This window comes from Pseudarthrobacter sp. NS4 (assembly GCF_024758005.1).
In the GTDB taxonomy this organism is placed as follows: Bacteria; Actinomycetota; Actinomycetes; order Actinomycetales; family Micrococcaceae; genus Arthrobacter.
Genome location: NZ_CP103288.1, coordinates 16,625 through 28,647, shown reverse-complemented (window position 1 = coordinate 28,647; position 12,023 = coordinate 16,625). Strand labels below are relative to the sequence as shown.

The 12,023-nt window shown below is 64.4% G+C and carries 11 protein-coding genes; 7 read left to right on the top strand and 4 right to left on the bottom strand.

What is annotated here, in order from left to right; genetic code table 11:
• Position 1: 1 nt before the first annotated feature.
• The 5 genes from NXY83_RS00135 to pknB are packed head-to-tail and all read left to right on the top strand — an operon-like array spanning position 2 to position 8,182.
• Positions 2–1,651, top strand: coding sequence for a PP2C family protein-serine/threonine phosphatase (locus NXY83_RS00135; protein ID WP_258804112.1), 1,650 nt, complete (start codon positions 2–4; stop codon positions 1,649–1,651).
• Positions 1,648–3,045: an FtsW/RodA/SpoVE family cell cycle protein gene (locus tag NXY83_RS00130; protein WP_258804111.1), complete on the top strand. Its 1,398-nt coding sequence runs from the start codon at positions 1,648–1,650 to the stop codon at positions 3,043–3,045. Before NXY83_RS00135 ends, NXY83_RS00130 begins: the two co-directional genes overlap by 4 nt.
• Positions 3,042–4,502, top strand: a complete 1,461-nt coding sequence (locus NXY83_RS00125) for a peptidoglycan D,D-transpeptidase FtsI family protein (protein WP_258804110.1) — start codon at positions 3,042–3,044, stop codon at positions 4,500–4,502. The genes NXY83_RS00130 and NXY83_RS00125 overlap by 4 nt, the downstream gene beginning before the upstream one ends.
• Positions 4,499–6,223, top strand: coding sequence for a serine/threonine-protein kinase (locus tag NXY83_RS00120; protein ID WP_258804109.1), 1,725 nt, complete (start codon positions 4,499–4,501; stop codon positions 6,221–6,223). Before NXY83_RS00125 ends, NXY83_RS00120 begins: the two co-directional genes overlap by 4 nt.
• 15 nt (positions 6,224–6,238) lie before the next feature.
• Complete coding sequence (pknB, locus tag NXY83_RS00115; protein WP_258804108.1) at positions 6,239–8,182, top strand: Stk1 family PASTA domain-containing Ser/Thr kinase; 1,944 nt, start codon at positions 6,239–6,241, stop codon at positions 8,180–8,182.
• A 19-nt stretch (positions 8,183–8,201) separates the two neighbouring features.
• Here the strand turns inward: pknB and NXY83_RS00110 are convergent, their stop codons facing one another.
• From NXY83_RS00110 to NXY83_RS00100, 3 genes are read right to left on the bottom strand one after another with little or no spacing between them, the layout of a single operon-like run.
• Positions 8,202–8,843, bottom strand: coding sequence for an anthranilate synthase component II (locus NXY83_RS00110; protein WP_258804107.1), 642 nt, complete (start codon positions 8,841–8,843; stop codon positions 8,202–8,204).
• A complete protein-coding gene (locus NXY83_RS00105) occupies positions 8,840–9,010 on the bottom strand; it encodes a hypothetical protein (RefSeq protein ID WP_165976935.1) in 171 nt (56 codons plus the stop codon). Before NXY83_RS00105 ends, NXY83_RS00110 begins: the two co-directional genes overlap by 4 nt.
• Positions 9,011–9,012: 2 nt before the next feature.
• Positions 9,013–9,798: a class E sortase gene (locus NXY83_RS00100; RefSeq protein ID WP_258804106.1), complete on the bottom strand. Its 786-nt coding sequence runs from the start codon at positions 9,796–9,798 to the stop codon at positions 9,013–9,015.
• A gap of 175 nt (positions 9,799–9,973) precedes the next feature.
• On the opposite strand from NXY83_RS00100, the gene NXY83_RS00095 reads away from it, so the two are divergent.
• Both NXY83_RS00095 and NXY83_RS00090 read left to right on the top strand, forming a co-directional pair.
• Entirely contained in the window at positions 9,974–10,225 is a 252-nt protein-coding gene (locus NXY83_RS00095; RefSeq protein ID WP_258804105.1) for a cell division protein CrgA, read from the top strand.
• Between the two features lie 45 nt (positions 10,226–10,270).
• A complete protein-coding gene (locus NXY83_RS00090; protein WP_258804104.1) occupies positions 10,271–10,873 on the top strand; it encodes a DNA-3-methyladenine glycosylase I in 603 nt (200 codons plus the stop codon).
• Between the two features lie 188 nt (positions 10,874–11,061).
• Here NXY83_RS00090 and NXY83_RS00085 read toward each other — a convergent pair whose 3' ends face one another.
• Positions 11,062–11,529 (bottom strand): carboxymuconolactone decarboxylase family protein, encoded by a 468-nt coding sequence (locus tag NXY83_RS00085; RefSeq protein ID WP_258804103.1) that lies wholly within the window; start codon positions 11,527–11,529, stop codon positions 11,062–11,064.
• Positions 11,530–12,023 lie beyond the last annotated feature (494 nt).

Here is a 12,023-nt window from a genome sequence, read left to right as displayed (position 1 = left end):
CGTGGCCGTTCCCGAGAACGCCGCAAACGGGCCAACGCCCGCGGAGCGGCCCCTCATCATGCGCTTCGCCGCCCGCTCGGACGTGGGCCGGATCCGGTCAAAGAATGATGACTCCGCTTACGCCGGCCGTCACCTGGCCGTTGTGGCTGACGGCATGGGCGGCCATGCCGGCGGTGACGTCGCCTCCGCCGCCACTGTGCTGGACATGATCCACCTGGACCGCGGCGACTATGACGGCGACGCCGGCACCATCCTCGCCGACGAGATCCAGACAGCGAATTCCCTGCTCTCCGAACTCGTGCACGTCAACCCCAAACTGGCGGGCATGGGCACTACCGTCACGGCCCTCCTGCTGGCCGAGGGGAAACTTCACTTCGCCCATATCGGCGACTCCCGTGCCTACCGGCTCCGGGACGGGAAGTTCAAGCAGGTCAGCGTTGACCACACCTTCGTCCAACGGCTCATCGACGAAGGCCGGCTCAAGCCGGAGGAGGCGGAAAGCCACCCCCATAAGAACGTCCTGATGCGGGTTCTCGGCGACGTGGACGCCAGCCCCGAACTGGATCTGGACACCCTGGATGTAAGGCCGGGAGACCGCTGGCTCCTTTGCTCCGATGGTCTCAACTACGTGGCCGGTCACGCGGTGGAGCGCACGGTCAAGGAAACCAAGGACCTGCGCGAGTGCGTGGAAACCCTTGTGGACCTGACCCTGGAAGCCGGTTCCCCGGACAACGTCACCGTTGTCATGGTGGAAATAGTGGAGGAAACGCCCGACGACGTCAGCACGGCCGCCGTCGACATTGTCCCTCCCCTTGCGGTCACCAGGCCCGCTGCCGCGGCTGATGCCCCCGCCGCCGGCAGCTCCCAGGATGGCGGGAAGCCTCCGGGTGAAACCGCAGCAGAACCTGCCGCTGACGGGTCGGGATCCAGCGCCGTCGAGCCCGGTCCCACCGACCCCCACCTGGGTGAACATCTGACCGCTGAAGTCCTGCGGGAAGAACTGGCTTCGCGCCCACATGAGCTGGTAGGTGCCGCCGTCTCCGCGGCCGAATCCGGCTCCATTCCCACCATCGGCGGACGTACCGTGGCACGCCGTGCGGCTACCCTCCTCACACACAAGGCAGAGCCGCAAACGGCGGACGACGACGAAACGCTTGTGCCCCTGAAGCCCCGCCGGTGGGTTACCTGGTCCATCGCCGCTGCAATACTGGTGGTCCTGACCGTCGGACTGTGGCTGGGCTACGCATGGACCCAGACCCGCTATTACGTGGGCGAGTTTGATTCCCGCGTGGCCATATTCAATGGCGTGTCCCAGCGGCTGGGCCCCATCCAGCTCTCCAGCCTCGAAGCGGTCACGGAAATCCGGATGGACTCCCTTCCCCCCTTCTCCCAGCAGCGCGTCCGCCAGACGGTGCCCGCCAACGACCTCTACGACGCCCAGCGGATCGTGAAAAACCTCGAACTCACGGGCACCACGTCCCCCGAAGAAGAGTGCCCCACTCCACCGGCTTCCGCCACCGCCAGCCCAACAACGCCGGCTCCGTCCCCGACCGAAACGGCGGCGCCCCCCGCAGAGGCGGCTTCAGCGCCCACGCCGGCGAGCCCGCCGCCATCACCCACGCCCACTGTCACCTGCGAGGGGGGCCAATGAGCCAGCTCAGTACAATGCCCAAAACCCGGCGCAACGTTGAACTCGCGCTGCTCCTCCTGGCCCTGGCCGTGGGCATCGGCGCCAACATGCTGGTGGGCGTGGACCAGGAAAAGGCCTTCGACTCCGATTTCTGGTTCCAGTCCAGCCTCCTGGCCGTTGCAGCACTCGTATTCCACGGTGTCCTCCGCTTCCGCGCGAAGTATGCCGATCCGGTAATACTTCCTTTGGTGGTGGCGCTGAACGGGCTCGGCCTGGCTATGATCCACCGCCTCGACACGCCCGGCGCTGATACCGGCAACAACCAGTTGCGCTGGACGCTGATCGCCATGGCCGTGGCCATTGCCGTAATCTGGTTCCTCAAGGACCATCGCGTCCTGCGCAGATTTACGTTCATTTCGCTGGCCGCGAGTGCCCTCCTGCTGATCCTGCCCCTCATTCCGGGCATCAGCGCCGGGGAGATCCTCGGTGCCCGTGTGTGGATCCGCCTCGGGCCCATGACCTTCCAGCCCGGTGAGATCGCAAAGATCACGTTGGCGATATTCTTTGCGGGTTATCTTTCATCCAACCGCGACCTCATCCTGCTGGCAGGCCGGAAGATCGGCCCCCTGCAGTTCCCGCGGTTCAAGGACATGGGCCCCATGATCACCGCCTGGCTGGTCAGCATCGGCGTGCTCATTTTCCAGCGCGACCTTGGCTCCTCGGTCCTGTTCTTCGGCCTGTTCATCGTGATGATCTACGTGGCCACCAGCCGCATCAGCTGGGTAGTGATCGGCGTTGCCCTGATCCTGGGCGGCGGCTTCGTGGCTTCGCGCGTTTTCTCCCACGTTGGGCTCCGCATCGATGGCTGGCTCAATGCTTTCACCGAGGAGGTGTACGGCCGTTCGCCCGGCGGCAGCGGACAGATTGTCCAGGGACTCTTCGGCATGGCCAACGGAGGACTGGTGGGAACCGGACTGGGCCAGGGCCGGCCGGACCTTGTGCCCTTTGCCAACAGCGACATGATCATCGCGTCGCTCGGCGAGGAACTGGGCCTGATCGGCCTCTTCGCGGTGGTCCTGATGTACCTGCTGCTCTTCACGCGCGGTTTCCGCGCGGCACTGGGCACCCGGGACGCGTTCGGAAAACTCCTCGCCTGCGGGCTGTCCTTCGCGGTGGCACTGCAGTGTTTCGTGGTGATCGGCGGCGTCACAAGGCTGATCCCGCTCACCGGCCTGACAACGCCCTTCCTGGCCGCCGGAGGTTCCTCCCTGCTGGCCAACTGGATCATCGTCGGCCTGCTGCTCATGATCTCGCACACTGCCCGTGGCCCCGTGGATACCACCCCGCTGCCGCCGGCCAAAGGATCGGAACCCGTAGGCATTGATACTCCAACCGAGGCGGTGAAGCACCTGTGAACCAGGCAATACGGCATTCATGGGTGGCAGCGATCGCCATGTTCGTCCTGATTTTCGGTGCCATCAGCTACGTCCAGGTAGTGGGCGCCGATGAACTGAAGGACAACCCCTGGAACCAGCGCGCCATCCTGCAGAACTACTGCAGCGACCGCGGCGCCATCATTGTTGGCGGCTCCCCAATAGCTGAATCTGTGGAGAGCGGTTCCGAAACCTGCAAGTTCCAGCGCACCTACACCCAGCCCGAGCTCTACGCCGGAATTACCGGCTACTTCTCCCAGAACTATGGTGCCACGGGACTGGAACGCGCCATGGGCGAGGTGTTGGCGGGCGACTCGGACCAGCTGTTCCTGGACCGGGTGGGACAACTTTTCCTGGGAAACCAGCCCATGGGGGCGTCGGTGGAACTCACCATCGACCCCGAAATCCAGCGGCTCGCCTACAGCCTGATTCCGGAGGGCCAGCGCGGATCGATCGTGGTCATGAATCCCAAGACCGGGTCCATCCTGGCCATGGTGTCCAAGCCTTCCTACGATCCCAACCGGGTGGCCACCCAGGACCCGGACGCCGAAAACGCCAACATCAATGAGCTGGCCAAGGTCCCCGGCATCAACCTGAACCAGAACGTCAGCGGACCCACGGGCGAGCTGCTCGCCCCGGGCTCCGTGTACAAGCTGGTGGACACTGCTGCAGCGCTGGCCTCCGGCAAGTACAACAAGGACAGCGTTCTCCCCAACCCGGCAGAGCTGCCGTTCGAGGGAATCCAGTACCGGCTGCCGAACTATGCGGGCGGCAACTGCTACACGCGTGACACGGCCGGTTTCGCCTTCGCCCTGCAGCAGTCGTGCAACACCCCCTTTGCCAGCATCGCTTTGGACCTGGGCCGTGACGCCATCGCAACACAGGCCGAAAAGTTCGGTTTCGGCGAGGACATGGGCGACCAGTTGAAGCTTGACTATGCCCGTGGCAACGGCTTCCCTGACGACCTTGATGCACCGGGCCTGGCCCAGTCCGCCATCGGCCAGAAGGACGTGCGTGCCACCTCGCTGCAGGTGGCAATGATGACCGCCGCGATTGCGAACGACGGCGTCCAGATGCAGCCGAACCTCATCAAGACCCTGCGTTCCCCGGACCTCCGGGTCATCGACGAACCACAGCCGGAGCAGCTAAGGACTTCCACCACCCCGGAGATCGCCAACCAGATCACGGAGTGGATGGTGAGTGCGGTCAGCGAGGGCATCGCGAACCGGGCAGCCGTTCCCGGTGTCCAGGTGGCGGGCAAGACCGGAACAGCGGAACTCGGCAACGGCACCAACAACTCCTGGTTCACCGGCTTTGCCCCCGCCAACAACCCGGAGGTGGTTGTCACCATCGTCATGGAAGGCGTGGACATCACCACCGGCGCACAGCTGACCAGTCCCAACGCGAAGAAAATTTTTGAGGCGGTGTTGAATAAGTGAGGCCTACAACCGGAATCACCCTCGGCGGCAGATTCCAGCTGACCACGCGGATCGCGATCGGCGGGATGGGGGAAGTCTGGAAAGCCAAGGACCTCGTCCTGGGCCGCATCGTCGCGATCAAAGTGCTCAAGGAGGAATACACGGGCGACCCCGGCTTCCTTCAGCGTTTCCGCGCGGAGGCCCGCCACACCGCACTGCTGAACCACGTGGGCATCGCCAATGTCTTCGACTACGGCGAGGAAGAGGGCTCGGCCTACCTGGTCATGGAACTCGTTCCGGGCCAGCCGTTGAGCAGCATCATCGAGCACGAGCAGGTGCTGTCCCCGGACCGGACGCTGTCCATGATCGCCCAGACCGCCCGCGCCCTCGCCGTCGCCCATGCCCAGGGGCTGGTGCACCGCGACATCAAGCCCGGGAACCTGCTCATCACCCCTGACGGACGCGTAAAGGTCACTGACTTCGGCATCGCCCGCCTCGCCGACCAGGTGCCCCTCACCCAAACGGGCCAGGTCATGGGCACCGCGCAGTATCTGGCTCCCGAGCAGGCCACCGGCCAGACCGCCACCGGATCATCGGACATCTATTCCCTGGGCGTCATCGGATACGAGTGCCTCAGCGGACACCGCCCCTTCACCGGGGAGTCGCAGATCGCCATCGCGCTGGCCCAGGTCAACGATGCTCCGCCGCCGCTGCCGGAAACCCTGCCCTCCCCGGTCCGTGCCCTCCTCATGTCCATGCTGGCCAAGGATCCCAAAGACCGGCCTGCCAACGCCATAAAGCTCGCTGAAGCCGCCGAGGCCATCCGCAACGGCGATATCAGCGCCGCACGCGCCGCAGTCCCGGGCATGCTGCTCTTTGACTCGGCGGACACGGGACCCATCACTGCCCCTGTGGACACGGCCACCGCACCCACCGGCATCATCGGAGCCTCCCGCGATTCTTCGCCCACCCCCACGTCGGCCCTGCCGGTGCTCGGTGCCGGCGCGGCCAGTGCCGCAGCCGGAATGGCCGCCGGAGCTGCCGGGGCCTCTGCCGCGGACGCTGACGCTCCCCAGGGTAACCTCGCGCGGGCAAACGCCCTCGCCGCCGAGCGAAGCTGGGACCAGGAAGACACAGCGTACGACGACGAGCCAGCCGATGAACCGGAACGCAAGGGCCGCAGTCCCTGGACCTGGCCGTTGATTGCCCTGATCCTGCTGCTCCTGTTCGCTCTGGTTGGATTCTTCCTCAACCAGCGCGGGATCCTTTTTCCCTCCAACGACCCCACAGTCGCCGTCACGACCAGCAGCCCGCCCGCCACCACCGCAAGCCCCACCAGGACGACACCGCCGACGACGGCGACACCCAACACCCCGACGCCGGACCCTGAACCCACGCAGGAGACGGTCAACGTGATCCCTGCCGCCTACCTCGGGAAGGACTACCGCCAGGTCCAGGCCGAACTGGCCGCCCTGGGGCTCGCTGTCACGGTGGTCCCGCAGGAAAGCACTACCGACGCGCCGGGAAGGGTCATTGAGCTGAACCCCGTGGGTGCAGTGCCGGAGGGTTCTCCCATCACCGTCATCTACGCGGTGGCGCCGCCTGCCCCAACAACCTCATCACCGCCGCCGCCACCGTCTCCCACCACCACCGCGGTGGCAGCGCCGCCCACCCCGCAATCGACCCTGCCCACCTGTGCCGACGACCAGCTGCCGGGCCTGCCCCCGACCTGCGCCCCGTAGCTGCAGGACCGACCAATGAACGAGTCACCGCGCACACCGTTGCACCGTGAGGACAGCCTCCCGGTGGATAACCAGCGTGTCCTGAGCGGCCGCTACGAGCTTGGCGCCCTGATTGGCCGCGGCGGTATGGCGGATGTGTACCGCGGGGTGGACACCCGGCTGGGACGCACCGTGGCCGTCAAGCTGCTGCGGCCGGACCTGGCACGGGATCCCCAGTTCCAGGCGCGGTTCAAGCGGGAAGCCCAGGCCGTCGCTGCACTGAACCACTCGTCCATTGTGGCCATCTATGACACAGGCGAACACGTGGTTCCTGACGGGTCGGCCGAGAACGTCCGGGTGCCCTACATCGTGATGGAATTCGTTGAGGGCAAGACCATCCGGGACCTCATCCGCGCCAACGACGTCACCATTGGCCAGGCCATCGACTACTGCCTGGGCGTCCTCGCCGCCTTGGAATACAGCCACAAGGCCGGCATCGTGCATCGGGACATCAAACCGGCCAACGTGATGTACTGCGAAGGTACAGATTCGGTGAAAGTCATGGACTTCGGCATCGCCCGTGCCATCGCCGACTCTTCAGCCACCATGACCCAGACGCAGGCAGTGGTGGGCACCGCCCAGTATCTCTCGCCGGAGCAGGCGAGGGGTGAAACAGTGGATGCCCGGAGCGACCTGTATTCCGCAGCCTGCCTCCTGTACGAAATGCTCACCTCCCGGCCGCCGTTCATCGGCGACAGCCCCGTGTCCGTGGCCTACCAGCACGTCCGTGAGATTCCCGAGCCCGCCAGCAGCGTAAACCCTGACGTTTCGCATGCGCTGGATACCGTGTTGGCCAAAGCCCTGCAAAAAAACCGCGATGACAGGTTCCAGGACGCTGCCGCTTTCCAGCGTGCCCTCCGCGCCGCGAGGGCCGGCATTCCTGTCACGGCACTCGCCGCTTCAGAGGCCCCAACGGACCCGAACGACCACGTACCAACGGCTCCGGCAACCCAGGCATTCGCGGTCACCGGAACCGGCTTCCTGGACGATGCACCCACCGGCAGGCTGCCCACCAACGCGGTCCCGCTTAACGGCGGATCAGCCATGGCTCCCGCCGCGGATGAATCCCGGGACACCGGCGCGCTGCCCTTGGGGCTGGAACCTGAACGTGAGCGCACCGCCCGGCAGAAGTCCCGCCGTCGGGCGTGGATAACAACCTTGGTGATCCTTACCCTGCTGGTGCTCGCCGGCGGCGGATTGTGGGTGTACAACACCGTCAACCGTCCGGCCCCGCCACCGCCCCAGGTACAGATTCCAGCGGTTGCCTCCATGACCGAATCGGCGGCGCTGCAGGAACTGTACAACGCGGATCTGCGGCCACGGATCGTTCGAAGCCAGAACGATACGGTTCCCAAGGGGCTGGCCATCGGGACTGATCCGGCATCCGGTGAATTTCTGGAGCCCAATTCCGAGCTGGTTCTGAACGTTTCCGAAGGGCCCAGTGCCGTCAAAGTCCCCGAGAACCTTCCGGGTAAGACTGAGGCGGCAGCACGGGACATCCTGCGGCAGAGCGGGCTGGTGGGCGCCCCGTCCACCACCACTGCCAACAGCGCCACCGTGCCGGCAGGAATCGTGATAACCAGCAGCCCTGCTCCCGGCCAAATGGTGGGAGTGGGAACCACAGTTGAACTTGTGGTGTCCACGGGCAAGGTGGCAGTCCCCGAACTGCGCGGCCGGACCCGCGAGGAAGCCGAGGCTGCCCTGAAGGAGCTGAGCCTGGTCCCCAACGTCATTGAGGTGGAAAACGCCCAGGTGGAGGCAGGCAGGGTGACCGACCAGAGCGATGCGGTCAACGCCTCAGTGGATCAGGGCAAGACCGTCACCATCGTGGTGGCCAAAGCTCCGCCGCCGCCCCCGCCAAGCCCCGAGCCAACCCCGACACCGACGCCGACATCCAGCAAGAAGGACGACGACGACTGACCGGCAGGCAGCAGGCAGGTCAGTGCTGGATGAGCGGACTCAGTTTGGCTGCCCGGGCTGCCGCCCCGGCCATTCCCAGCGACTCAAGCCAGTTCCCGAGCATCTGGTAGCCGCCCTCGGTCAGCACTGATTCCGGGTGGAACTGCACCCCGCAGAGGGGAGCAGTACGGTGCTGGAGGCCCATCACGACGCCGGAGGCGGTTTCCGCGGTGACCTCAAGGACATCGGGAATGGACTCCCGGACAGCGGCCAGGGAATGGTAGCGGGTGGCGGTGACGGGGGAGGGGAGTCCCGCGAAAACGCTGGTGCCGATGTGTTCCACCAGTGAGGTCTTGCCGTGCATAAGCTCGGGCGCGTGTGTCACCTTGCCGCCGAAGGCCTCGGCCAGGGCCTGGTGTCCCAGGCACACTCCGAACATGGGAACGCTGTTTTCCCCGCACCACTTGATGAGCTCAATGCAGACGCCGGCCTCGGCAGGGTTGCCCGGGCCTGGGGAGATCAGGACGCCGTCGCGGGTGCCGGCGAGTTCGATGGCCTCGGCCAGGGTGACGTCGTCGTTGCGGACCACGGTGGTCTCGGCGCCGAGCTCCTGGAGGTAGCCCACCAGGGTGTAGACGAAGCTGTCGTAGTTATCCACCACGAGGATCTTGGTTGTGGTCATGGCTGGCTTGCTGCACCAATCGTTGAGTCGGTGAATTGGGTGTACTCGGACATCCATGGAAAAAGGAACTGGACCATCAATACCAGTGCGACGGCGATGAGTACCAGTGAGGTGACGATCCGCAGCCACAATGGCCCGGGAAGGTGCCGGAAGATCCAGCCGTACATGCTCAGCCCTTTCCGATCGCCGCGGCTACCTGGGCTGCGATTTCTGCAGGCGGCCCGGCTGATGCGGGGCGCCAGCTGTCCAGCAGCGCATAGGCAATGATGCGTTCTTCGGCTCCGAAGCGCGGGTTGCAGCTCGTCATGGTCAGGAAGCTTTCCGTGGGTGCGACGCCCGGCTGGGTGGGCACCGGTTCCAGGACGTCGGCGCGGGAGGGCATCACGATCTGGTTGTTTCGGAAGACGTAGACGTAGTAGCCGTCCTTGGTCTGGACGTAAATCTTATCGCCGGGAACCAGGGTGTGGATGTTGTCCAGCACTGCGCCGTGGGTCTGCCGGTGTCCTGCGACCGCGAAGTTGCCCACCGCTCCGGGCATGGCCGTATTGGCGTAGTGGCCCAATCCCAGGGTGTCCAGGACGTCACTGCTGGTTCCCTGCACGATGGGGCGGGTGTAGTTGGCGCCGAACCGGGGGATGTACATAATCCCGATGGTCCCGGCGTGGCCGGGTGCGCCGGCCACCACGGGCGGACCGAAGTCCTCGCCGGCCGGCGGGGCCACGGCATCGGGGGCTGCTGGGGCTGCACCGCCAATGTCCTGGGCGAATTCCTTGATGACTTCGGTCTGCTTGGCGTCCGATTCGACATTGGTCCACCACAGCTGCCAGGCGACGAACAGCAGGAGGATGATGCCTCCCGTGATGAGCAGTTCGCCGAGCACCTGAACGGTCCCGCGCAGAATGCCGACGGCGGGTGCAGGGGCAGCGGCGGGCCTCACCTTCTCCTGCAATACCACGGGTTCTCCTTGGGGGCGGTTCCGCTGGGCACCGGCGGCCCGTGAACTCCGGCTAGAATTGGCTGCTAGTAAGAATCCAGATTTGACCAAGATCGCGCAGACCGCTGGCAATTTCCTTCTTGCAGGATATCAAGCCCGGGATGCCGAGCTTGCCTCAGCCCGCCAAGGAGAGCCAGTGCCCGAGTCAAAGCCGCGCAAGAAGACTGCCAGCACCGCCCAGCAGGCTTCCCCCCAGGCCTACAAACCAAATCCGGTGTGGTTCAAGCCCGTGATGTTCGGCCTGATGATCATCGGCCTGTTCTGGATCATCACGTTCTACATCAGTGAAGGGCGCTTTCCCGTCCAGGCATGGGAATCCTGGAACATCGTGGCCGGCTTCGGCATCGCCATCGTGGGTTTCCTGATGACCACGCGGTGGCGCTCCTAAGCTTTTCCTGGCCCGCCTGCGGGCACGTATCCCGGGAGGAACCGCATGGCCGCTGACACGCCTGGCGTGGTGGTGGGCGACGACGGGCTGGCCCGTCCTGCCTGGGCCGCCGTCGATCCGCTTATGCGGGACTATTACGACCATGAGTGGGGCGTTCCGGTCAAGGATGAACAGGGCCTCTACGAACGTATCTGCCTTGAAGGCTTTCAAGCGGGGCTTTCCTGGGCCACCATCCTGCGCAAGCGCCCGGCATTCCGTGCCGCTTTCGCGGACTTCAGCCCTGATGCTGTGGCGCTCTATACCGACGAAGATGTGGAGCGGCTCCTGCAGGACCCCGGCATCGTCAGGAACCGCCTGAAAATCCTTGCCGCCATCAGGAATGCCAGGGCCACCCTCGCCCTGAGGCAGGAGGGAGGCCTGGTGGACTTGGTCTGGAACTTCCAGCCCTCCACCACCCCTCGGCCCTTGCTCCACTCAGATATCCCCACCCAATCGGAGGAGTCGGTGGCGTTGTCCAAGGCGCTGCGCAGGAAGGGCTTCTCCTTTGTGGGGCCAACCACCATGTTCGCCCTGATGGAAGCCATCGGAATGGTGGATACACACCTGGTGGACAGCCACCGGAGGGGGTCCTCCGGCGTCTGGCTGTAATCCATCCCGCAGGGGATTGTCCCCAGCTGTTGGAAAAGTTATCCACACTGTTGAAAACCTGCGGATAACGGAGCAGGACCCCGCCCATGCGCCAGAAGTGGGGCCAAAGTACTAAACTCGCACACCGGATGCGGTTATTAACAGTGTGGAATACCTGTGGATAACATCTTCACGGGCTCCAGCGCTTTTCAGCGGTCCCGACGGACCGGATGGTGGCTGGTGATGGAGATGCGGTTGAAGGCGTTCATGCTGGCTGCCGCCCAACTTACCACCGAGAATTCCTCCTCCGTGAGGTATTCCCTGGCAAAACCTTCCTCCTGCTCCCTGAGCCGCTGATCGGGGAGCTCCGTGATGCTTTCGGTCAGGGCCAGCGCCGCCCGCTCCTTCTCCGTGAACAGCGCTGTATCGCGCCATGCGGGCAGCACAGCCAACCGCTGCGCTGTCTCGCCCGCCTGGATTGCTTCCTTGACGTGAAGGTCCAGGCAAAAAGCGCACCCGTTGATCTGCGACATCCTCACATTGAGGAGTTCCAGGGTCTTGGCGTCGATGCCGGCATCTTTTGCTGCTTCCTTGATCTTGAGCGCCAGCCCGTTGATGGCACGCCACAGGGCAGGGTGTTGCTTGTCAAGGAAGATGTGTCTGGTGGTGGCGGTCAAGGAAGTCCTCCTGGGGCGCGGGGCGGGAAAAGACAGCACCAGCAGCTTATCCACTTACCAACACCGCGATACCCACAAGTTATCCACAGCTGTGGAAAGAGTTGGGGGATAAAACGGGTGCCGAAGGCCCGCATACTGCGATGCAGTGGCATTACCGATGGCGAACTACAAGGGCGGAACTTATTAACAATGTGCATAAGCCTGTTGATACGACGCCATGCAACGGGGCGGACCCCTTGGTTAGCCACAATACTGTTCGACTTATCCACAATCGTGCCAAGAATGCCTACTTTGTCCACTTAAGCACAGGCCTATCCCCAAGACTTATCCACAGGTGTGGAGAAGGAGCCAGTTCAAAGTGGGAAAAGCCCGCCAACTGGCGCGCACTGAAGTTTCCAAGAGTGAATCACAGGGGTGTAAGTTACCAACACTGTGGATAAGGGCTGTGGATAACAGAAAAACCCCCGGCGCCCTTTCGGACGTCGGGGGTTTGT